Source organism: Polaribacter sp. Z014, assembly GCF_023555435.1.
Classification (GTDB): Bacteria; Bacteroidota; Bacteroidia; order Flavobacteriales; family Flavobacteriaceae; genus Polaribacter.
Genome location: NZ_JALCZP010000024.1, coordinates 15,365 through 40,974, shown reverse-complemented (window position 1 = coordinate 40,974; position 25,610 = coordinate 15,365). Strand labels below are relative to the sequence as shown.

Genomic DNA, 25,610 nt, shown 5'->3' with positions numbered 1-25,610 from the left:
CTGAATACTGAATACTGAATACTGAATACTGAATACTGAATACTGAATACTGAATACTGAATACTGAATACTGAATACTGAATACTGAATACTGAGACATGGGAGACATTTCTAAAGACATAAAATCGAAATTTGAAAGTAATAAGTTAAAGGCTTTAATCAATATTAAATACACTTCAAATTGGTTAAGTAGCAAAGAGAATGAGTTTTTTAAACCTTTCGGAATTTCGCCACAGCAATACAATATTTTAAGAATTTTACGTGGAGCAAAAGATAGAATTAAGGTACAACTTGTGAAAGAAAGAATGATAGAAAGAGCTCCAAATGCCACCCGTTTAATGGATAAATTATGCGATAAAAATTTAATAGAAAGAGAACGTTGTGACGAAGATAGAAGAGTCGTTTTTGTTAAAATAAGCAAAGAAGGGTTAATCTTATTGTCAAGTATAGATGAGAACAATAACCTGTCATTTTTAGAAAATATTACAGAAGAAGAAGCCGCTGTTTTAAGTAATCTGTTAGATAAAATAAGGTAGAAATATTTGGGCGTTACCCTAAAAAGGGGCGGGCTTTCGGCAGTCGCTATTTTCTGAAAAAGAAAATGAGCTCCAACAAATGCCTCAATCCCTAACGCAAAAGAGAGTCTATAAACGAAAAGAATACCTTATAAACGCAAGTATATTTAGAAGCGTAATTTAAAAATATCATTATGAAAAAAATAATTCACAAATCAGCAACAAGAGGTTTTGCCAATCATGGTTGGCTAAAATCACATCATACTTTTAGTTTTGCTAGTTATCAGAATTTAGAAAGAATGAATTTTGGAATGTTACGTGTTTTAAATGATGATGTTGTACAACCAAAAATGGGCTTTGGAACACACCCGCATAAAAATATGGAAATCATTTCTATTCCAATTTCAGGAGCCTTATCTCACAAAGACAGTATGGAAAACAAACGGTCCATTGAAGTAGGAGAAGTACAGGTAATGAGTGCGGGCACGGGTATTACACACTCAGAATTTAATGACAGTAAAATGGCTGCCGTTAATTTTTTGCAACTTTGGGTTATTCCAGAGACAGAAAATGTAACACCTTATTACAATCAAAAAATGTTTGAGGCTGCAGGACGAAAAAATAAATTTCAAGTATTAGTTTCTCCAAAAAACAAGCAAATAGAAGGTTCTTTACCTATAAATCAACAAGGTTATATTTCTATGATTGATTTGGACAAGGAATTTAAGGCAACCTATGAGTTAAAAAATGGAGCTTATTTTTTCTTAATAGACGGAGAAGTTTCAATAGACAATGAACTTCTAGAAAAAAGAGATGCGATTGGGATAACTGGTACAAACCAAGTATCTATAAACGCTACGAAACAAAGTAAATTATTGGTTATTGATGTTCCTATGTCTTAAAGCAAACTTAATGATAAGTTTAGAAGTCAGTATTTAAGTTCATCTCTTTAACATCTACAAATATGCTATTATTATGAATATATTTAAAGATTAAAACCTTTTAGAGTTTGCTAATCGATTTAAAACGGATGAAGATGGTAAGAAATATTGTGCAGATATTAAAAAGAAAGATGGTTTTAAAAGAGTAAAATAAAGTCATAATTAGGCTCAAATAAAAAAGATTTATTACATACTTGTAATATTTGTTCTCATCAGAAATTATTAATGTCAAAACACTTTTTTAAATCAATATAGCACAAATAATGTTGATGGATACAGATATTGGTCTGTAAGAGAAATTTGCTTTGTTTGTGTTTATGAATCTATTCTTTTTTTGACAGATAGTAAAAAAAAGACAAATAATACACCTTCTTTTTCTAAAACAAAAACACGTAATAAGTAAATAATTATTATAAAGATAATACGGAGTTAAAAAGTTAGTGTGTATAAACTAGGTATTACTTTTTTCTAATAATTTACTTTTTATAAAAAAAATATTATACCTTCAATTCCGTTAAAAATTAATGATAATTTATGATTAAAATAATTAATTTTCTTAATGGCTTACCTTTAAAAAAAGTGTTCTTAAACCTTTTTTTTTTATTGATTTTTTGGTTGCCTAATTTAATTTCTCAGAATTTAGATGCAGGAGAAGCTTTTAATAAAGGTCTAGAAATGAGGTTTCAGAATCCAGATAGTTCAATTGCTTTATTTAAGTACAGTTATAAAAAATATATTAAATTAAAAGATACCGTTAATGCTACCTATAGTTTATTAGAAAAAGCATATGTTTTTGAAAATACAGCAAAATATGCAAGTTCTTATGATGCTTTATGGACAGCTTTAATTTTGAATGATAAAAGGGAAGATGATAAACTAAAGTCTATACTTTATATTCGATTAGGTAGAATATATAGTTATAATAAGCGAGAGAAAAATGCTTTTAAGTATTTAAAAAAATCTCTAGAATTACAAAAGAATATCGTAAATAAACTACAACTTAAAAAAGCGGAATTAGTACCTTATTATTATGCTTTAGTAAAAACAAATAGGGAGCTAGAACACACAAAATTGGCGAGTACTTATCTAGATAGTTGCTATATGTTTTTCTCTAAAGAAACCGAAATTTTACCTTTGGCGCATTTAGAATACAGAGGTAAAGCGTATTTAGATTTTGAAAAAGCAATTTTATTAAGTCAAAATAATAAGAATAAAGAAGCGATTAAAATTATGGACGATATTTATCCATGGTTTTTAAAAAATCAACCAACATATCTTGTTTTATTTTACACCTATTTAGGAGATATGAATCTTGCTTTGTTAGATATTAAAAAGAGTGAAGAGTTTTATAGAAAAGCGATTAAAGTTTCTAATGATAATAAGAGTCATGTAGATTTTACTCCTTTAATTTATGAAAAACTAACAAAGCTTTACTTGCAAAAAAAGGACTATAAAAATGCATTTGAAAGTTTAAATATGGCAAAAAAATTAGATGCCTTATTTTTTGATGGAAGAAGTTCTATAAATCAATCTTTATTAGAAATTAAAGACAATTATCGTTTAAAAAAAGAAAAGCAAAAAAAGTTAATACAAGAGCAACGTTTAAAGCAGTTTAAACAAGAAGATAAAATTATTAGACTTCAAAGAATTATACTAATAGGGTCTATTATATTTTTACTTTTTTTAGGCTATTTCTTTTTTAAATATTTAAGAGAAAAACATAGTATCGAAAAAGAGTTGATAAGAAAAACAAAAGAATTAGAAATTGAAAAGACAAAAGAACTTTTAGCATTAAAAAATAAAGAGCTAGCGGCTTCTGCCTTACAGTTAATAGAAAAAGACGAATTTTTAAAAGAATTAAAAACTAGAATAAGAGAAGGTGGAGATAAAGTTAAAGTGCATGAAATAAATAAAGTTTTAAGAACTGTTTCTGTGAATAATAATAAAAATTGGGAAGAGTTTAAAATGCGTTTTATAGATGTAAATAAAGAGTTTTACGATATTATTTTCAAGAAGTTTCCAAAACTAAGTCAAGGAGATCAAAAGATATGTGCCTTAATTAAATTAAATTTTTCTAGTAAAGATATGGCTCGTTTGCTTGGTATTTCTGTAGAATCGGTACATACCGTTAGGCATAGGATTCGTAAAAAAATGAGTCTCGAAAGAAATGTTAACTTAGAAGATTATATCAATTCGTTGTAGTTTATTTAAAGAATTAACTAAAAAAGGTAATTTAAATTACCTTTTTTAGTGTGTTATTAATACTGTAATATATGCTATTTTAAATATGGTTGTACTTTTTATTTTTTAGAATCACTCTTTATAGCATATAAATTATGCGTGCTATTATTGTTTATTACTAGTAATTTTTTTCCTTTTTTAGTTTTTAGAATTAACATATTTCTTACATCTTTATCCGCAAATAAACCTGTAGAAATATTAGGTACGTATTTATAGGTCTCTTTTTTATCGCCTAGTAATAAAACACCTGTTCCTGCATCTGCTCTGGTAGTTTCTACTTCAGACATGTAATTATTTCCTGCTAGAATTAAGTCATTAATATTGTCTCCATTTACATCTTCAGAAATAATACTATTTATAAGAGATTTTTGAACATGATTAGAAAATGGCTCAAATTTAAATTTACCTGTTCCATCATTTTTAAAAATACCAGATTTAAATTGATTTACCTGATAGTGTAAAGCACTTTTAATTCGTGAGCCTAAAATTCCTTCTAAATCACTATTGGCAAATTCATTGTAAGATTTTATTTTATTTTTTAAATGCGGTAATTGTTGTGCTGTACATCCTTTACCACGAACAGGAACTTGTTTGTTATTATAGTATTTTGCTAAAAAAATATCTTGAACACCATTAAAATCAAAATCGTTTGTATAAATATGAAATGGTTTTTCTTTAGATGCATGAAACTTATAGTTTGTACCTAAATTCCCTGCAATAATGTCTTTATTTCCATCATTATCAACATCAGAAACTAAAATTTTATTCCACCAACCTTTGGCATCTTTTAATGCTGGATACTCGTTGCTTTTTATAAGTTTGCCATTTTTATTGATGAAAACTTCAATGCCCATCCATTCTCCAGTAACAATTAAGTCCACTTGATTATCATTATTTATATCTGTCCAAACGGCATCTGTAACCATACCAATAAACTCTAAATCTGTTGCGAGACTTGACGTTTCAATAAAAAATTTACCATCATTATTTACCAAAAGAAAACTTTTTGGAGTAAACGGATATTTTTCAGGAATTACTCTTCCTCCAACAAAAAGATCTTGGTCACCATCATTGTCATAATCATTAGCGATAACAATAGAACCTGCGGAAATCATGTCTGGTAAGGCTGTTGTAGATTTGCTGAATTTTCCTTTTCCGTTATTAATATATAATCTATCTAATAACATTTTTGGCAAACGAGCAAATTCATAACTACCACTTACTACATATAAATCTAGGTCTCCATCACCGTCTGCATCAAAAAATGTAGCACCAACATCTTCTTGGTTTTGATCTTTAATAAAATCAGGAATATTAGCAGTTTTAAAGCTTCCGTTTGCGGTACTTAATAATAATTTCCCTGCTTGTTTTCTTCCTCCACCAATAAAAACATCATCAAAACCATCATTATTAATATCCACTTTAGCTACAGCTGGTCCTGTTTGAGATAATTTGTGTGGTAATAATACTTGCTTGTGATAATCATTAAAATAAGGATCGTTGTGAGCATACTTAAATTTTTCTTCTGAAAATAAAGTAGGTGATTTTGTTTCTTTTGATTCGACAGTATTTGTAGCGTTTGAATACTCTAAAATAATAGCTGTATTTATAGTAGGGTTCTGTATTTCTTGGCGTTTACCATCTTGCCAAACTACTTCTGCTTTTTTAATTTTAGTATCTTTCTGTACACCAAAATGTAATTTATTAGAAACGGCAGATAAAAAACCACGGGTATTAATTAGTTGCCTAGTTTGTATAGCTCCATCATTCATATATAAATTAACAATTGTACCAACTCCAAATTTATTATGGTTTGGACCTTTGATAGAAAATTGTAAAAAGTTACCATTTTCTATTTCTCGAGCATTGTTTTTTAGGATAGTTGCAGGTTCGTTAATATTATTTATAATTAGGTCTAAATCGCCATCATTGTCTAAATCTGCGTATGCAGCTCCATTAGAAAAAGTTGGTTTTCCGTTACTCCATTCTTCAGAAGTGTTTTTAAAGGTGAGGTCTCTATTATTTTTGAAGAAATAGTTGGTTAGTTTTTGTTGTGGCAGCATTTTAGCATATTCAAAGAAATCTTCTTTGGTAGGTTTTCTTCCTTTAGCTCGTAAAGCAGCTAAAATTTTATTGTTAGAATCTCTATCAATTACATCTCTAAAAACGCCATTTGTTACAAAAATATCATTGTGCCCATCTAAATCGAAATCGGCTGATAATAAGGACCAACTCCAATCGGTATCTCCAATTCCTGCCATTTTGCTGATTTCACTAAATGTACCATTGCCATTATTAACCTGTAACATATTGTGCATGTATTGGTAATGATATCCAGACTTTGTCATAGATTCAAAATTTTCAATAGAAGTCATACCCATTGTAGTTTTAGAACGAATATAATCTTCCGGATTCATGTCTAAAGTCATTAAATCTAAAAGACCATCGTTATTAATATCCGCTATATCTCCGCCCATGGTATTAAAAGCCATGTGCTTCATTACTTTGTCTCTACCTTCAGAAAAGGTGCCGTTTCCATTGTTTAGATATACGTAATCTGGTATGTTAAAATCGTTATTCACATAAATATCTAAAAAACCATCATTATTTAAATCGGCAACTTGCGGGTTTAAACCAAACCCAGTTTCTGGTAAGATTCCAGATTTTATAGAAACATCGGTAAAATGACCAGTACCATCATTATTATATAAACGATCGCTTCCTTTTAGAGCGATGGTTTTTGGATCTTTTTGTAAAGCTAAAAGATCTATAACATCTGTTTGACTTCTATTAATAATATCTCCTGCATTAGAAACAAAAACATCTAAATCGTTGTCATTATCATAATCAAAGAAGATGGCATTTATGGTTCTGTTTTCATCATCTAAACCCAATTCTTTTGCTTTCTCTGTAAAGGTTAAATCGCCATTATTAATATATAACATGTTTGCAAATTGATGGTTTTCATCAATCCAACCACCTCTAGATAGATAGATGTCTAGATAACCGTCATTATTAACATCAGCTATAGTTACACCAGTATCAAATCCTGTTCTTTTAATAATTCCGGCTTTTTTTGAAATGTCTTCAAATTTAAAATCGCCTTTATTTATATATAATTTATTGTCTGATGTATTTGAAGAAAAGAAAATATCTACTAATCCGTCGTTATTAAAGTCTGCTGTAGCAACACCAGCACCTATATACATGTAGTTGTATTGAAAATAATTGGCATCTGGACTCTCTATTAATGAATTTTGAAAATCGACTCCAGAATCTTTGGATAGTACTTCTGTAAATAGTTTTTTTTCTGTTTTTTCTGACGTCGTTATTTTTTGTTTTTCTTCACAAGAAATCAATAAAAAGAGTATTGATATAAATAAAGATTTAACTAAAATAGCGTTGTTTGATAAATGAATTTTTGACATTATTTTTCAGTATAATTAGTACAATATAAAATTACGTAAAAACTCTTATTATTAAAGATGAAAATAGATGAATAAAAGTTTTTTACATTAAAAACGGTAAGACATAAAGTGTATCTTACCGTTTAACTCTAAAATTATTTTAAATTTAATTTCCTAAATTTGGATTCAATTCAATCTCAATTTGAGGAATTGGAGCGTAATAATTATCCGAAGATAATGAACCTAATACAGGGTTTGCTATTGGAATATTTGTATCTAATGGAGTACGGGCTTCATTACTTAATGCTTCCGCAACTTTTTCCATTCTTACTAAATCATTATAACGTAAAAATTCTCCTGCAAATTCCCATTTTCTTTCTGTAAATGCTAATTCGGCTAAATCACCTGAAGTAATATCTACACTTGGGTCTGGTGTATTAAATGGATTTCCGGCCGCTCTTCTTCGTATTTTATTTAAAGCTTCCCAGGCGTCTGTGCTATTTGTTCCAGCTCTTCCAGATGCTTCAGCGTAGTTTAATAAAACTTCAGCATAACGCATATAAAAATCGTTTCTATCTGTAGACCATTGACTTGGAAGGTCTCCTATAGGACCAGCAACTTTTGCAAATATAGGTTGCACTTGGTCTTTAAAGTTTTTCCAATCTAAATCTGTTCTGTAAGTAGCTTCTTTTCTTGGACCTTCTGGGAAATCTTCAAAGAAACGAACTTCAGCAAAAACTTCAGACCAACCACCTTGTACATCAGAAGGGTATCCTAAAATACCATATTTTCTATTACCCAAGCCTGCAGGATTATTGTAGGCTATTGTCCATACAGATTCTTCGTTAAATCTATTTTCAACTTTCCATAAATCATTTAAATCACTTAATAATTCAAAACCATGCGCAGCGTGATTGTCTATTACTTTTTTAGAAATATTAGCGGCATCTGTATATTTAGAGTTGTCTTTTACAGGAAAACCAGCCCAATTCATATATAAACGAGATAACATTGCTTCTGCACTTCCTTTGTTAGGACGCGGTGCTCCTGGTAATACATCAGGATAAATAACAGGAAGTAAACTTTCTGCTAGTAATAAATCAGCTTCAATTTGTTCGTAAACCTCTATTTGTGTTGCTAATTTTATATCAAAATCTGGAGTAGAGGTTAAAGGTAAAGGGATTCTACCATGAATTCTAGACATGTGTAAGAATAGTGTTCCTCTTATAAAGTGAGATTCTCCTAAAAGAGTATTGTAACCATCTTTATCTGCAACTTCTAATCCTTGAGCACTTTCTATAACCGCATTTACTGCACGAATCATAGAATAAACATCTTTCCAGTTACTTAATGATCTTGGATTGTCTCCAGCAACATTCATTTGATCATATTCTCTAAATGGTGCTTTATTTAAAGCTTTGTGTGTGGTTATATCATCTCCAGCCCAACCAAAAACATTAAAGGTTGTCCATTGTGCTGCAGTACGTAATTTTCCATAAACACCTGTTACACCTAGATTAAAATCTTCTAAGGATGAAAATTTCCCCGGAGCTAATTGCGATTTAGTAGGATCTTCATCTAAGTTAACACAGTTTTGTAACGAAACGGCAATCACTAATAATATTATAGTGATGCTGCTACTGCTTAAATATTTTATAAATTTATTTTTTGTATACATAGTTTTATCAGTTTTTATTTATTAAAAGTTCAATTTAAAACCTAATGAAAAAGTTCTAGGATTTGGATATGCTCCGGCATCAATACCAGCGGCTACATCTCCATTACCTCTAGATTCTGGATCTGCAGCAGCAGAAGTAAGTTCTGGATCATAACCTTGGTAATCTGTAATTAAAAATAAATTTTGACCACTAGCATATAATCTCAAAGAATCAAAATAGCTGCTATCACTTATTGTATATCCTATAGCTAAGTTTTGTAATCTAATAAAACTTCCGTCTTCTACAAACCTAGTAGAACCAATAATAGTTTGTCCACCGGCAGGGATATCTGTTTCGTTTGTTGGTGTCCATTGATTTAATTGATCTGGAGATAAAAAACTTTTTGCAGGACCATTAATAGTACCACGCATTGTATTATAAACATCAAAACCATGAACTCCTTGTACCAATACATTTACATCCCATTTCTTATAGGTGAATGTATTACTGAAACCCCAAAATGTTGTAGGAGTTCCATTACCTATTGCTTGATAAAGAATCTCTCCATTATCATCTCTTAAATATTTTGGATCTCCAGGAGCTCTGCCATATACTGCAGCTTCGGTTGTTTCTGCTGTTTTCCATGTACCTAAAAAAGTAGCCCCTAAAAATTGACCTAGTGGTTCTCCTTTTTCAATGATATTCCAATAAGACTGTGTACCATCTGTTGCTTCAAAAGAACCTTGTAAAGAATTTACACCTCCTAAATCAACAACTTTGTTTTTAACAAATGAGAAATTAAAATTAGAGTCCCAATTAAAATTATCAGTTCTAATAACACTACCTCCTAAAGAGAGGTCTACACCATAGTTTTCAACTTCTCCAATATTCTGAGTTATGACACCACCACCGTTTGTACCAGGTACAGGAACATCTAATAAAAGATCTGTAGTGTTTTTTTTGTAAGCATCAAGTGTTAAGTTAGCTCTTCCATTTAAAAAAGCAAAATCTAATCCGATATTGGTTTGTGTCGTAGTTTCCCAAGTTAAATCTTCGTTTCCATAGCCAGCTGGTATCGCACCAGGTTGTGGTGTTCCTCCTGTAAAAGGATAAGAAGCATTGGTTCCGCCAATTTGAGAACTAGGATATGTTACATATGGAGTTACGTTTTGGTTACCTACTTGTCCCCAACCACCTCTAATAGCAAAATCAGTAAGAAACTCATTATTGCTAATAAAGTTCATTTTTTTGAAGCTATATTTTAAAGCAACAGAAGGAAAATACCCCGTATTTTGATTACTTCTAAATCTAGAAGATTGATCCATTCTTACTGTGGCAGTTACAAATAAATTCTCATCGTACACATAGGCAGCTCTAGCCATAAGAGATTGGATGCTAGACTTATTATATGCATTTGTAGCGCTAAAAGCACTACCTAATTCTGCTAGATAATAGTTTCCTGAAATAATATAGTCTTTAGATGAATACCCATTTTGACTGTATTCATTTTGAGAAAACTCGAATAATCCAGTAGCAGAAATATTGTGCTTGCCGTAAGTATTTGCCCAATTTACAACATTACTAACTTGATAGCTATTCGTTTTTGTACCATTGTAAGTTGCATCTGGTAAAGTGGTACTAACAACATAATTTTGTTGCGTAGTGTTTATGGAATTAGTACCTACTACTAGTGAATAAGTTAATTTGTCTGTAATGCTGTATGATGCATTAAAATTAAGGTCAACTCTTTCTTTAACATTCTGTAAGTTTGATTCTTTCATGTCTGCTATAGGGTTGTATGTTCCACTAGCCACACCGTATAAAGAGTATAGGTTGTATTCTCCATTATCATTATAAATTGGTGTTGTTGGGTCCCAAGTAGTTGCTTGAAATATCTTACGTCCTTCAAATAAATTAAATTGATCTAAATTGTTTTTAGTTTTTGCTCTTAATAAAGATACATTTAAACCAATTTTTAGTTTATCATTAATTTGTGCGTTTACATTAGAACGAAGAGAATATTTTTCATAGGCAGTTTCTATTGCCATACCTTCTTGGTTTACATAGTTTCCAGAAAGGAAATAATTAATTTTACCATCTTCAGAACCTCCGCTAGCAGAGAGTTGAACGTTTTGAGTAAACCCTTGTTGACCCAATAATTCTTTTTGATAATTTGTGCCACCATTTGCTTCAAAATCTGCTATTTGCTGATCTGTGTATATAGCAGGAGAATTTACTCTAGCTCTACTAGCGTTTTCTATTCTTGCAAAATCTGCAGCTCCTAGAGTAGGTAAATATTTAGGAACATTATCAAAAGAAACAAAATAATCTACATTTATTTTTCCCTTTCCTTTTCCTTTTTTGGTAGTAACTAAAATAACACCATTAGATCCTCTAGAACCATAAATAGCCGTTGCAGAAGCATCTTTTAATACATCCATAGATGAAATATCATTAGGGTTAATAGTACTTAAATCACCACCAATAACACCGTCAATTACAATTAAAGGACTATTGTTACCCGTAATTGAGTTAACACCTCTAATACGTACTTTAATTTCACCTCCAGGTTGCCCAGAACTTCTTGTAACTTTTACCCCAGAAGCTCTACCTTGTAAGGCATCTTCTACACGGGTAACAGGTTGTTTTTCGAATGACTTAGCTGTAACTTGAGAAACAGAACCAACTACATCACTTTTTCTAGCCGTTCCATATCCAATTACTACAATTTCGTCTAATTGACTTGCATCTTCAGACAGTTTTACATTAATAGTTGTTTGTGTTCCAATAGTAATACTCTGTGGAGCATATCCTAAATATGAAAAAATAATAATGTCTCCGCTAGAAGCTAAAATGGTGTATTTACCATCAAAATCTGTAGTAGTACCAGAATTAGATCCTTTTTTAAGAATGCTGACACCGGGAAGTGGGATGTTGTTTTGGTCATTTACAATCCCAGTAATTGTTTTTTGGGAGTATGAATTTTGCATACTTACTAGTGTTAGTATAAAGGCCAACGCTAAACTCCTGCTTAATAGTTTAGTAATTTTATTTTTCATAAATAAATAGGTTGTTAATTGTTAATTGTTTTTCTGTTCTAGGTAATTTGTTCTAATGAATTTGGTTACTAAGGTTTGTGTTTTGTCATGGATAAAGTTTGGTGTTTATTAAATTATTATAATTTATATACTTTAATTATCATATTGTAAATAGTATCTATATAATTTACAAATATGACAAATCAAATATAACTTTTAATTTAGAAGATGAATATTTGTGTACTTGACAAAAACTTGACAAGGTTAAAGTTGTTTTTTTAATTTGTTGATTTGTAATTGTTTAGGTATTGTGTGTATTTGTTTAAATAGATTTTATATTTTGATTAGGAATTATTTTAATCGATCTATTGAGTAGAACAAATACCCTTTTTAAGGAAGTTTATAAGGTGAATTTACCTTATAAAATCTGAATAGGGTATAAGTAGTACATAAAAAAAAGCCTCTGAGAATAAACTCAAAGGCCTTAATTATTATGCTAATTTTATATTGACACTTTCCTAGAAAGTATTTAGGTGAAATTTTATGGATTATTTTTCTCTTTAAAATCCAGCTGCTTTTCTAATTTTTTTAGGAAACTTTTTTATTGGTCGTATAAAAACCTCTTTTACATAGGCTTCAGCTCCTTCAGATTGAATTTGAATCTGGCCAGAGGTTAGTTTATTTCCATTTTTATCTTTTGCATCTGTTAAGGCTAATACCACCTCTCCGTTTACAACATGAATAGCCGTATCATCTAATACATATAAATCTATTCTTGTCCATTTTCCATGAGGACTTTCCGTATCTATAGACCTTTTTGCTCTTTTAGAAATAGTCTTACTTTTAGGATCCCAACGATTATTTGTTTGAGGAACTTTAGCTTCTGTACCTGCTAAAATATATAAATCTCCAAAATCTTCTTCTTGAATTTGTAATTCCAAACAACTTTTCCAAACATTCCAAAAAGCGCCATGTTCTCCATGACAATGGTATAATAGACCATTATCTCGTTTTGCATTTAAACGAGGAGCCCACTTTTTTTCACCCCATTTAAACAGCATTGTTAAATGATAATTGCTATATGATTTCTTACTTGTTAAACCCGCGTAAGCTTCACCAGATATTTTCATAACAAGTGCATCGTTTGCTTCTTCAGAAACTTTAAATATACCTAAAGGATCTCCCAAACCGATAGCTTCAACAGGTTTTCCGTCTGCAGGTACCACGTATGTGTCTGGTATGTTTTTTAATGATTTATCAGGTACCCCTGTCCAAACTTCCCATTTAGTTAAATTTTTATCTAACATCGTTTCCCATTTAGAAGAAGAAACCATTTTAGACGGACCTGTTTTTAATTTCTGACTGTTTGCTGAAAAAGCAACACATACACCGAGTAATATTGTAGTAATAGTTTTCATTGTAATTAGTTATTTTTTTAGTTCAAATTTTCTTTTGGATGATTTTGTTGCAGTTGGGAAATCTGTAGGGATTTCTTGGGTAACCTTTCCGGTTGCTGCCCATTCTACACCTCTTAAAAAAGAAACTTGAAAACCTACACTTTCAAAAGATAATTGATCATGTCCTAAAGTTGTATGAAATACTTTCCCTTTTCCGTATTCTAAAGCCATTAATATAGGCTCATGTCTATCTGTAGGTGCTTTACCAGAAGCATCTTTTCCGGTAGCTAAAATCACCATGTTTTCTGCAGGACCACGTAATTTTGAATAACATTCATCTTTTGTGGTTAACCAAACTTTAGGCATCCCTTTTGTTATTGGATGATCTGTAACTCTTATGGTTATTGGGAATTCATTTTTTGGTCCGTGAGCGCCACTTCCGCCTGTAGAAGTGTCTCTAACCAATTCGCCTTCATTGGTATAATACACATAAGGTCCATCTTTTTCGCTACGATTTCCCCATCCGCCTAAACCAATCATTTGGTTGTAAGCATTCCATTCAGGAAAAGAATTATCGGCAGCATGTACAGAAACAAATCCACCACCTTTTTTCATGTATTTCTCGAAGTTTTTCTGAGTTTTTTCTGACCAACTAGCAGCTTTCCAACCAAAGTTGGATACAATTACATCGTATTTTTTAAATTTCGGACAAAAATCTGGGTCTGTCTTTGGGGTTTTAGAAATCGTACGTTCTCCAACACCAGCAAGTGGTAAATATTCTTTTTTACCTTCAGATTTCCAAATATAATTAGAGCGTGCAATGTCTACAGTAAATAAACCAGAATCTTCTAAATATTGTTTCATCATAATTGTAGACATTGGCCAAACACCATGATTATTTTGTCCGTCTATAATCAATACTTTAATTTTAGCATGTATACTTATTGAAAACAAGATACAAATAGATAACACTATAATTTTTTTCATATTCTAATAATTTTGTTCTTAAAAAAGTGAATTTACTATTTTCCTTTCCAAATTAGGTTCAATTTATTTCATAACGGTATTTTAAACATAAAAAGAGAATTAGTACACTATTTATTGGTAATAATTCTCTTTTAGTACATTTTATAATTCACCTTGTGTGTTTATTACGGTGTACATTGTTAGTCTAAAGGTTGTATAGAAAAACCATACTCGTACTTTTTTGGTTTTACAAGATATTCTGCATGTGGTTCTGCTCTATGAGACCAGGTATTATCGCCACCAACACCCATTTGAATAAGGTCTACATTTACCGTTAATTCCTTTCTGTCTATTAGTTCGTTGGTGTGTGTTGCTTCTTCTATGTTTTTTGTGGAGTATTGTAATACACTAAAATTTAATGGCTGATTTCCTGAAATATGGATTCCTTTTTTAGCAGCGTTTTCTAAAGAAAACCATTTTGTACCCATATGATTCCCATATTCTTGCGGAACAACATAATCATAATTCATGGTAGTAGCATTTGCCTTATAAAGTCCGAAGAATGCACCAGTTTCTCTATCTTGATAATTGGCTTGTGGTCCTTTACCTAAATACGTTACATTTTTATATTGATTAGAAATATCAAATTGCATTCCTATTTTAGGAATATTTGGTGCAGATGCATCAATATCCGCTTCATAGGCAACTTGTAATTTTCCGTTACCAAAAAAGGTGTATTGTAAACTAATTGCTGTTTTTGGGTTTTTAATATAACCGTGTACGTTTATAATTACCTCTCCGTTTTTAGCGGTTTTTGTTGTAATGTTTTCAACTATAAAATGATCAGCAGCCGTTAGCCAATCTCTTTCATTTGTTTGTTTTTTTGCTCTTCTGTAAGCAGCATCATTTTCAGTTTCTGGTCTCCAGAAATTCAATTTTAAAGGCGATTTTAAAAGAGCCGTACCTTTAAAACTATAATCGGTGATATAACCAGAATTTTTATCAACTGTAAAAGAACTTTTTGTATTTTTTATATTGATGTTTTTATCGGATTCTGTTACAAGTAGTGCTTTATGTTTTTTTGATTTTGTTACTTTTTCTTTCGCTTCATTATTGATGTTAAATTGCTCTTCAAAAACAACAAAGCCTTTATCCGCATAAAAAGTAGAATTCTTTAATTTTCCTTTAAAAGTGATATAATAGGTACGACCAGCTTTAAATTTTACTTTTTTAAGGTTGATGTTTATTTTACGAGTAGCCTTTGGTTTGGTTGCAATGCTTTCTATAGAACCCGATAAAATAGATTTTCCATTTTCTTCTAATTGCCAAACAATATCATAAGTAGCAAGATCTAAAACTTGATGTCTATTTAAAATTTCAAATGCACCTTTAGAGGCATCAATAGCTTTTATAACCACTGGCTGGTTTACTTTTTTACATTCGTAAATTTCTGGTTTTGGTGTTCTATCTGCGGCAATAATTCCGTTTATACAAAAGCTACCATCATTTGGTGTGTCTCCAAAATCGCCTCCATACGCTAGAAATTCTTTTCCATTTTTATCTTTTTTTACAATTCCTTGATCTATCCAATCCCAAATGTAACCACCTAAAGCTCTATCATTATTATGAATAACATCCCAATATTCTTTCATATTCCCAACAGAATTTCCCATTGCATGGGCGTATTCACACATAATTACGGGTCTTTTGTCAAAACTGGTGTTATCAATAAGTGCTTTGTATTCAAATGGCTGTGGATACATTCTGCTCAACATATCTACCCATTTAGGATCTGTAGGATTCCCTTTACTAAGTTTAGCAAATTTGTTTTTGTAACGAGCATCTGTTGCATCACCTTGTGCACCTTCATAATGTATATATCTTGTAGGATCCATTTCTTTTATCCAACCCGCCATTGCTGCGTGGTTTGGTCCCATTCCAGATTCATTACCCAAACTCCAAAATACAATACTCGGGTGATTCTTATCACGTTCAACCATTCTAATTCCACGTTCTAAAAACGTTTTTCCCCAAGATGGTTCGTTAGATAATTTACCTCTAACTCCATGTGTTTCTATATTTGCCTCGTCCATAACATACAAGCCATATTTATCGCATAATTCATAGAAATATGGATCATTAGGGTAGTGAGAAGTTCTAACAGCATTAAAATTAAACTGTTTTAACAATTTAACATCTTCTTCCATATCTGCTCTAGAAACTACTTTTCCGTTATTTTGGTTGTGGTCATGTCTGTTAACACCAATCATTTTAACAGGATCTCCGTTCACTAAAAATCGGCCTCTTTCATCAATTTTAAGGGTTCTGAAACCTACTTTGGTGCTTGTAAATTGTATGTTTTTCCCGGTATCATCTTTTAAGGTAAATAATAAGGTATACAAATACGGCGTTTCTGAAGTCCATTTGTTTGGAGATGTAACTGGTATTTCTATCATTTCGAAAGCAACATTATCGCGTTGCGGATAAGATTCTCCAAAAAACTTTTTAAGTTCTATGGTGTTTTCTTTCCCGACAGGTTTTCCTTCAGCATTTAATAATTTACTAGTAAGCGTCCAATTATCTACAGTTGTATGTAATGGTTTTGTACCAAAATGCCCAATTTTTTCTATGTATTTATTTTTGATGTTGGCAATAAACTCAGGTCTAATTTGTAAAGTACCGTCTTTGTAATTGCTATCAAGTTTTGTTCTTACTGTAAAATCAGATAATCTTACTTTAGGCACTGCTTGTATATACACATCTCGTTCTATACCGCTCATTCTCCAATGATCTTGAGCTTCTAGATAACTACCGTCACTCCATCTAAAAACTTTTACAGCAATTTTATTCGCTCCTTTTTTAATGTGTTTTGTAATATTAAATTCTGATGGAAGTCTGGTGTCTTCAGAATACCCTACAAATTCACCATTTATCCAAACATAAAAAGCAGACGATACGCCACCAAAATGAAGAATAATATCTTTTTCATCCCAATTTTCATCAACCGTAAACGATTTTATATAATGACCAACTGGGTTATCATGATGATTTATAAACGGAAAATCGCTAAAAAAAGGATAGGTTGCATTGGTATAAATTGGTGTTCCGTAACCACGCATTTCCCAATTAGAAGGAACGTCGATGTTTTTCCATTTTGAAGCATTAAAACTTACACCTTCAAAATTTTCAATACTTTCAGATGGTTTTGCTACCCAGTTAAATTTCCAATCGCCATTTAAGCTTTTAAAATACTCAGATTTTTCTCTTACATTTTTAATCGCTAAATCTTCATTTTCATAAGAGTAAAATGTAGCATGTGCTTCTAGTCTATTAATTTGATTCACATTTTGGTTTTCCCAATCATTTTGTTGGGCAAATAGGAGGGAAGAAATAAAAAATAGGGTTAACGTTAAAATGTTCTTCATAATTAGAATACTTAAAATTTGTGTTAGAATTTTAACAAATATCCAATATATAAATGATAGGTATAATTACAAATGGGTGTTTGAGTATAACAGATGTTTTAAATGATGGTTATTGAAGATATTTTAGTCCTAAAATAAATAAGTGACTGCGTATGGATTTCTGAAATTTAGAGATAAGGAAATTATCAACTGAATAAGTTTAAGTTGTTTTAGAACCTTTTAAAACAAGCATGATTTTATAGTATATAGCTTATGAAAACCATTTGTTCTATATTTTTAGACATCACTTATTAAATGAAGTATATCATCAATTTATATTTACACTATTAATTAAGAAAAAAGCAATATCGATTTGAAAACTCACTTAATCAATAGTCTTAGAGAATTAAAAGAGGGTACTATTAGGCAATCAATACATGTAAAAAGGTAAAGCTTGGTTTTTTGAATATGGATATTAATTACCTTATTTCTGTTTAGTTTGATAATTAATAATTAGCAAATGTGTAAAGTTTTAGTCAAGTTGATAAAAACTGTTGTTAAGAACTATTGTACTAGTTTTAACTCAAAAATTAATTATAAAAGTGTATTTAAAATGAGAAAGTGTTTTCAATTATTATTTATAGTAAGTTTCTTTTTCTATAATTGTGATAGAGATTTGGTGAAAGATGAAATTCATGAAACGGATTTTAACTTAAATTGGTCTTTTTATTTATCACAAGAAAATAAAGAGATAGCTACAGTTTTAGATAAAGACTATAAAGCAGTAAATCTTCCTCATGATTGGGTTGTAGAACAATCTTTTGATTCTACTATGGTTAAGGATGCTTTTGCAACCGGCTATTTAAAAGGTAAAGGCTATGGTTTTTATAAAAAAACGTTTGATGTTTCTTCTAACGAAAACCAAGAAACCTATATTCTTTTTGATGGTGTTTATAACAATTCTGAAACTTATATAAATGGTAAAAAGTTAGGTGTTCATCCATATGGATATTCTCCTTTTTACTACAATTTATCGCCTTATTTAAATAAAAATGGCAAAGACAATGTTATTACAGTTAAAGTGGATCACTCACGTTTTGCAGATAGTAGATGGTATACCGGTGCAGGAATTTATAGAAATGTAAAATTAATTACTGTAAATAAATTGCACATTCCTATTTGGGGAACTTTTATAACGACACCTAAAGTATCCAAAGAAAATGCTACTGTTAACGTAAAAATAAATATTGAAAATAATTTTTCTTCGGATGAAAAAGCAATCTTAAAAACAGTACTTATTGATGCAAATAACAATCGAGTAGCAGAAGAAGTTTCTCAAATTGAAATTCCTAAAAATTCATCAACAGAAATTATACAGAATATTAAGGTTTTAAACCCTGTATTATGGAACATAGAAAATCCTCATTTGTATAAAGCAATTACATCGGTAGAAAAAGATGGAAAATCGATTCAAAATTATACAACTTCATTCGGAATTAGAACCATAAAGTTTGATGCTGATAAAGGCTTCTTTCTTAATGGAATTAACTTGAAGATAAAGGGTGTTTGTTTACATCACGATGGTGGTTTGGTAGGTACAGCAGTACCAAAAGGTGTTTGGAAAAGACGTTTGCAAATTTTAAAAGATGGTGGTGCAAATGCCATTCGTATTTCTCACAATCCTGCATCTACAGAGTTTTTAGACTTATGTGATGAAATGGGCTTTTTAGTACAAGATGAGTTTTTTGATGAATGGGACAATCCTAAAGACAAACGTTTTAATCAGAATGAATCTAAAAGCACAGACTATATTACAAGAGGTTATGGTGAGCATTTTCAGGAATGGGCACAAAAAGATTTAAGAAATGTTATGTTAAGTCATAGAAATCATCCTTCTATTTTTCAATGGAGTATTGGTAATGAAATTGAATGGACATATCCTAGAAACGCAAAAGCTACCGGTTTCTTTAATAATATGAGTTGGAGCGGAAATTACTTTTGGTCAGAACCACCATATTCTATAGAAGAAATAAAGCATCAATTAGCAACACTGCCAACAGAGAAATATGATATTGGTAAAACAGCTCAGAAACTGTCTAAATGGACCAAAGAATTAGATACAACAAGACCTGTTACGGCTAATTTAATTTTACCATCTGCAAGTCATTTATCTGGTTATACAGATGCATTAGACGTTGTTGGTTACAGTTATAGACGGGTTTTGTATGATTACGGACATAAAAATTATGCTGATAAACCTATTATGGGAACAGAAAATTTAGCGCAATACCACGAATGGAAATCTATTATGGAGCGTCCTTTTATTTCTGGAACGTTTTTATGGACAGGAATTGATTATATGGGAGAAATTAGAGATCCTTGGCCTGTTAGAGTGCAACCTTCTGGAATGCTAAATTCAGCAGGATTTACAAAAGGTTCTTATCATATGATGAAAACTCTTTGGAACGATGAACCACATATTCATATTGCAACTCAAAATATCCAAAAATCTTTGAATAAAATTGATAGAAAGGGAAATATTGTTGCGAAAGACCCAGAAAAATGGAAACATGCATTGTGGGAATGGCAAGACGTAAACGGACATTGGAATTACAAAAAAGACGAAATGATTTCTGTAGAAATCTATTCTAATTGTGATGAAATTGAATTGTTTTTAAATGATACATCTCTAGGTAAGAAAAAATTATCTGATTTTGAAGACCATATTTATAAATGGGGAATTCCGTTTACTGAAGGTAAATTGGTTGCCAAAGGAATAAAGGACGGTAAAGAAATTTCAGAAGAGATTATAACGGCTAAACAAGCAACTAAAATTACACTATCATCAGAAGAAAAAAATATAAAAGCAAATAATTATGATGTTGCCCATATTGTACTTCAATTAACAGATAATGCAGGGAATCCTGTGAAAACGGATAATAGAAACATCACTTTTAAAATTGAAGGGGAAGCAAAATTACTAGGTATTGATAATGGATGGAAAAAAAGTGTAGAGAAATTTCAGTCGAATATTGGTACAACTTATAAAGGTAGAACTCTTTTAATAATTCAGGCAAAAGATAAAAGTAGCGAAGTAAAAATTACTGCGTCTGCAGAAGGAATACAATCGGAAACAATAATAATAAACATTCAATAAATATGAAATTTAAAACATCAATAAAAGGATTTTCATTTATTTTACTTCACTTAATAACAGTCTCTTGTGCATCTTCTCAAGATGCGGGATTAGATGTAGAGTTGGATGTGAAAGTTGATAAAATAAAAAACATTTTAGATAATAATCGTCCAGAATCCAATGAATATTGGGAATATTTAAAAGATTTTTCAGATGAATTTAATTATGTAGGAAAAAACACAGACTTTCAAAGTAAATGGAAGGACACTTATTTTAATGGATGGAAAGGACCTGGATTGACAGAGTGGACTACAAATAATTCTGATATTAAAGATGGTAATTTAGTAATAAGTGCATCACGAAAACCGGGAACCAACAAAGTGTATTGTGGTGTAATTTCATCAAAAAAACAAATTATATACCCCATATATACAGAAGTTAGAGCCAAAATAGCGAATCAAGTTTTATCCTCTAATTTTTGGTTTTTAAGTGATGATGACAAACGTGAATTAGATATTTTAGAATGTTACGGTGGAGACAGAGAGGATGAAAAATGGTTTGCATCCAATGCTTCTTCTAATACACATGTTTTTGTTAGAAACGAACAAACCAATACAATTATAAAAGATATAAATAAACAAGATCATCATAATAATGAAGAAGGAAAACCTTGGAGAGAAGAGTTTCATACCTACGGTGCTTTTTGGAAAGATGCCAACACTATTGATATCTATTATGATGGAAAATTAGTAAGTGAAATAAGAAAAGAACAGATTCAAGATCCAGAAAATCTAGGCTTGGATAGAGAAATGTTTCTAATCATAGATTTAGAAGACCATGATTGGAGATCAAGTCAAAATCCACCAATTACACCTACAGATGCTGAACTTTCAGACCAATCTAAAAATAAATATTTAGTAGATTACGTAAGAACATTTAGACCAATTATAAAATAATATAAAACATGAAATTAAGAATTTATTTAGCTTGCTCAATTATAATAATGAGTATAATTAGTTGTAAAAACGAAACAAAATCAATTTCCAATTCGCAAGAAATTGAAATTACAGATGCGCAACAAGATTTTTTAGGAATTACAAATAAGAAAAAATTAAGTGCAGCCTCTAAAAGAGCTTTAAAATGGCCAACAGATTTGGGTAATGAATGGTTTTTTGAGTATTCTGTGTATGATTTAAAAGGAGATTTAGCCTATGAAGAAGGTGTTGTCAGAAGAGATCCAAGTGCCTTAATTAAGTACGATGGTAAGTATTATGTTTGGTATTCTAGAAGTGTTGGGCCTTCGCAAGGTTTTGGTGGCGATGTTGTAAAAGACAAAGTTTTCCCTTGGGATAGATGTGATATTTGGTACGCAACTTCTACAGATGGTTTAACTTGGAAAGAAGAAGGATTAGCAGTGGCTAGGGGAGAAGCGGGAGAATATGATGATAGATCTGTGTTTACTGTAGAAATTATGGAAACTGGTGGGAAGTACTATTTATGTTATCAAACCGTAAAGAATCCTTATAGTGTAAGAGTTAAAAATCAAGTAGGTTTGGCTTGGTCTAACTCACCAAATGGACCTTGGGTTAAAAGTAAAGAACCAATTTTAAGTCCGGCAGATAACGGAGTATGGAAAGGTGAAAAACAAGACCGTTTTGCAGTAGAAAAGAAAGGAGATTTTGACAGTCATAAAGTACATGATCCTTGCATTATTCCTTTTAATAATAAATTCTATTTGTATTATAAAGGTGAACAAATGGGAGAAGCAATTACATTTGGAGGTAGACAAATAAGACATGGTGTTGCTATAGCAGATAATCCTGAAGGACCTTATGTAAAATCTGAATACAATCCTATTTCTAACAGTGGACACGAAATCTGCGTTTGGCCTTATAATGGCGGAATTGCTGCTTTGATTACTACTGATGGTCCAGAAAAAAACACAGTACAATGGTCTCCAGATGGAATTAATTTTGATATAAAATCAGTTATAAAAGGAGCACCACATGCTATTGGATTAGATAGAACTGCAGATAATGAGAAAGAACCTACACAAATTTTACGTTGGGGATTAACTCATGAATATATGAATTCTGATTATCAATATATACGTGGTTTTAAAACATGGAGAATGGCACAGCATAAGGCAAAAGGAGTAAAGTAGTCTAGTAATTACTGCAAGGAGTTTATTTTTAACTCTGTAGAAATATGTTTTATATAAAATAAGATATATTTCTACAGAGTTTTATTATTTTATAACATTATTGTCAGATAAAAGACCTCGTTGCTTTTATAATCAAGACTTGATTCTAATTAACTGACAAACAGGAGTAACTTAAATCAAAAATACAACTCATTTAACTCTCTTTTATTAATTATAATAGTAAGGTGTCATTTTCAAAAACTCTTGAAACCTGATACTTTATTAATGTTTCTAAAACCATAACGACTTTTAATTGGACACCAATGATTATAAAAGTATAATAATTTCAGAAATGTCTTTTAAGAAAGGAGAGGAGTTCTTATAACGTTAATTGATGCTCTAAAAAAAACGTTAACAATAGAAAATATTTAAGCATTTTAGAGTAGTAAATTATTGATGGTTTTTAATAAACAGTAAGTTTTTAAGACAACGTACTCATTAATAATCCATTTTTTTTAAAAAATTTCCCATTTTTATTTCTTTACATTAGGGACTTTACAGCGTTACTTACAATAATGTTTAAATAGTACCAGAACGCTATGATTGGGGAGAAAATCAACGTGCTAAAAGAAGCAATGGGAGATACTTTTGAGCTTTATATGGTATCCAAAGATCAAGATGCACGTGTTGGGCACATATCAATAAGATTCTAAGTTTTTTTGGATACAAAATGCACATTGCAATGACGAGGAGTGAATTATTACCAGCGCAATTGTAACTTTGGGAAAAAAAGGAGAATGACCTCTATTACAAGCGTTAATTGAAGACGCTATAAAAAATTGATGGAAAGTAGAAACTGTAGTCGGTTATGAAGCCTACTCAGGAAAAAATAATTTAATCTATGCTATTTATTTAAATATGATTTTTTAAGTCGCTGCAAGCTCTTTAAAAATACTGTAAAAACAAAAAAAGCTTGTAACAGAATTATTAATTAATCCGTTACAAGCTTTCTTTTTAAATGCTAAAAAAGCATCTTGTCTAAATTAGCTCTAGTTTTCAGTACTCTCGAGTAAACAAAAGAACTTTTAACTAAATTATTACATGGTGTTATGGTCTTTTCTCGTTAGATACAACAACTATATCATCAATATAGAAGTCTGCATAAGCACCCCAAGCAGACAATATGCTAAATTTACCATAATGTGTGGGTAATGCGGTAAATTCAAGTTCACCTTCTTTCCATCTATCTACATTTTCAGCAACTCCGGCTGCAGGATTAAAATTAAGTTGGTTTCCACCTCCTAAATTTGAAAATCGGAATAAAAAATTAGGAGAACCTAATCTTGCAAAATATTTAAATTTTACTATATACTTTCCTCCTGGAGTTAAGTTTGCTTCAATAACGGACTCTGCTCTTACATTATTTTGTATTGTACCAGCTTTAGTTCTATTAAGAGCTAAATTTATAACGTTACCTGTTGGGCTAACAGCTGATGCAGTACCAACTGGTGGAGCAACAATAAGCACTTCAGTAATTGCTTCAATTGATTCATTAAGGAAAGGTTTAGTCCAATCCACTCCTAAAGTATTTTCAAACTTTCCAATTGAAAGGAAATACTCCTCAGAAAATGTTTTAACAACCTCATCTGTAAACACTACTGGTTCTCTAGTATCTGTAGATGTAATTCCACTTCCTGGTAACAATGACACCGTAATTACATCGTCTTGATAGATTGGATCTTCCAAGTTAATGAGTAAAAAAGTGGCGTCTGTAGGGTCAATGGAAACGGAAGCGATATTAAACAATTCGTTATTTACTTTTACTTCAAAGAAAGAGTTTTTATCCACAAACTCCACAAACTCACCATTAAAAGGAATTCTAATAGTTTCATCTTCTAGCTCTGCAATTGTGCCTGCAAGAATAAAAGGCTGTGATGATGGAATTACTTTAAAAGGAGTTGTTAAAACGTATTTTGTAGAAGCTCCTGGTGTATTTTGACCTGTTCTATTAGCAGTTAAACTTGCTGTGAAATCACCTAACTTTTTAAATACAATATCAGCAACTTCTGCACTGCTTGAAGCAACTACATCACCTTCTGAAGCAACCGCTCCAGGAGCCAATGTTTTACTGATAGACCAAAATCTACCTGTTGGTTCTCCAATAGTTGTTTTGTCTATAAACTGAACTTTGTCACCAGCCTCTACATAAATAGTATCTGTAGTTGTATGATCTACAGTAGCACCAAATTGTTTTACTTCTATTTCTGGTACAATTTTAGCATATACTTTAACTACAATTGTAGTATCAAGAACCCAAAGATCACCTTCCTTTACTGCTGCCTTAATATAGTCATCGCGCAGAAAACTATTTCCTCTAAAGGCTACAGAATCTTTAAATACATTGCGTAGTCTTACCTTTTGATATCCAGGATTATTAAACAAAACATGTACTGTTTTATCTTCAGTAATAGTATCTCCATCATAAATAATAAATTCATTAAAAATTGAATCTCTACTAGCAATTGGACCTTCTAGGAAATTATTTCCTTTATTAATACTCCAGTTGTGTTCTATGTATCCTTGAGATAAATCTGCGAATGATAAGTAATTAGAAATATTTAATTCCAATGTGTCGCTTTGTTGCCCTGCGCCTGTATAGAATCCAAAATCTGAGAATGAATTTGGCGCATCATATTCGTCATCTTTGCAACCAATTAAGACTGCTAAAAATACGAACGCTATTATAAATTTATTTTTCATGTTT

The 25,610-nt window shown here is 31.0% G+C and carries 13 protein-coding genes; 6 read left to right on the top strand and 7 right to left on the bottom strand.

Going from position 1 to position 25,610, the window contains the following annotated elements; translation table 11 throughout:
• Nucleotides 1-98: 98 nt before the first annotated feature.
• From MPF19_RS16800 to MPF19_RS16790, 3 genes are all read left to right on the top strand, one after another.
• Entirely contained in the window at nucleotides 99-536 is a 438-nt protein-coding gene (locus MPF19_RS16800; RefSeq protein ID WP_249989409.1) for a MarR family winged helix-turn-helix transcriptional regulator, read from the top strand.
• Nucleotides 537-709: 173 nt separating this feature from the next.
• Nucleotides 710-1,417 carry a pirin family protein gene (locus tag MPF19_RS16795; protein WP_249989397.1) on the top strand — a complete coding sequence of 236 codons (708 nt, stop codon included), beginning with the start codon at nucleotides 710-712 and terminating at the stop codon, nucleotides 1,415-1,417.
• Nucleotides 1,418-1,990: 573 nt separating this feature from the next.
• Nucleotides 1,991-3,658 carry a tetratricopeptide repeat protein gene (locus MPF19_RS16790; RefSeq protein WP_249989396.1) on the top strand — a complete coding sequence of 556 codons (1,668 nt, stop codon included), beginning with the start codon at nucleotides 1,991-1,993 and terminating at the stop codon, nucleotides 3,656-3,658.
• Nucleotides 3,659-3,756: 98 nt separating this feature from the next.
• On the opposite strand, the gene MPF19_RS16785 is transcribed toward MPF19_RS16790, so the two are convergent.
• The 6 genes from MPF19_RS16785 to lacZ all read right to left on the bottom strand — a co-directional run bounded on the left by MPF19_RS16785 (nucleotide 3,757) and on the right by lacZ (nucleotide 17,588).
• Entirely contained in the window at nucleotides 3,757-7,125 is a 3,369-nt protein-coding gene (locus MPF19_RS16785) for a VCBS repeat-containing protein (RefSeq protein ID WP_249989395.1), read from the bottom strand.
• 145 nt (nucleotides 7,126-7,270) lie between these two features.
• Nucleotides 7,271-8,782 (bottom strand): RagB/SusD family nutrient uptake outer membrane protein, encoded by a 1,512-nt coding sequence (locus MPF19_RS16780; protein WP_249989393.1) that lies wholly within the window; start codon nucleotides 8,780-8,782, stop codon nucleotides 7,271-7,273.
• Between the two features lie 21 nt (nucleotides 8,783-8,803).
• Nucleotides 8,804-11,821: a SusC/RagA family TonB-linked outer membrane protein gene (locus tag MPF19_RS16775; RefSeq protein ID WP_249989391.1), complete on the bottom strand. Its 3,018-nt coding sequence runs from the start codon at nucleotides 11,819-11,821 to the stop codon at nucleotides 8,804-8,806.
• Nucleotides 11,822-12,360: 539 nt separating this feature from the next.
• Nucleotides 12,361-13,218 (bottom strand): 3-keto-disaccharide hydrolase, encoded by an 858-nt coding sequence (locus MPF19_RS16770; protein ID WP_249989383.1) that lies wholly within the window; start codon nucleotides 13,216-13,218, stop codon nucleotides 12,361-12,363.
• 9 nt (nucleotides 13,219-13,227) lie between these two features.
• On the bottom strand, nucleotides 13,228-14,184 hold the full coding sequence (locus MPF19_RS16765) for a ThuA domain-containing protein (protein WP_249989376.1): 957 nt from the start codon (nucleotides 14,182-14,184) through the stop codon (nucleotides 13,228-13,230).
• A 179-nt stretch (nucleotides 14,185-14,363) separates the two neighbouring features.
• Nucleotides 14,364-17,588 (bottom strand): beta-galactosidase, LacZ type, encoded by a 3,225-nt coding sequence (gene lacZ / locus MPF19_RS16760; protein WP_249989374.1) that lies wholly within the window; start codon nucleotides 17,586-17,588, stop codon nucleotides 14,364-14,366.
• A gap of 592 nt (nucleotides 17,589-18,180) precedes the next feature.
• Between lacZ and MPF19_RS16755 the strand changes: the two genes are divergently transcribed.
• The 3 genes from MPF19_RS16755 to MPF19_RS16745 are packed head-to-tail and all read left to right on the top strand — an operon-like array spanning nucleotide 18,181 to nucleotide 22,867.
• Nucleotides 18,181-20,724, top strand: a complete 2,544-nt coding sequence (locus tag MPF19_RS16755) for a glycoside hydrolase family 2 TIM barrel-domain containing protein (RefSeq protein WP_249989372.1) — start codon at nucleotides 18,181-18,183, stop codon at nucleotides 20,722-20,724.
• A gap of 2 nt (nucleotides 20,725-20,726) precedes the next feature.
• Nucleotides 20,727-21,659, top strand: coding sequence for a family 16 glycosylhydrolase (locus MPF19_RS16750; protein WP_249989370.1), 933 nt, complete (start codon nucleotides 20,727-20,729; stop codon nucleotides 21,657-21,659).
• Nucleotides 21,660-21,667: 8 nt separating this feature from the next.
• The gene (locus MPF19_RS16745) at nucleotides 21,668-22,867 is read left to right on the top strand and encodes a glycoside hydrolase family 117 protein (protein WP_203395010.1); all 1,200 of its coding nucleotides are present in this window, start codon (nucleotides 21,668-21,670) and stop codon (nucleotides 22,865-22,867) included.
• Nucleotides 22,868-23,953: 1,086 nt separating this feature from the next.
• Here MPF19_RS16745 and MPF19_RS16740 read toward each other — a convergent pair.
• Nucleotides 23,954-25,606: a hypothetical protein gene (locus MPF19_RS16740; protein ID WP_249989368.1), complete on the bottom strand. Its 1,653-nt coding sequence runs from the start codon at nucleotides 25,604-25,606 to the stop codon at nucleotides 23,954-23,956.
• Between the last annotated feature and the right edge of the window lie 4 nt (nucleotides 25,607-25,610).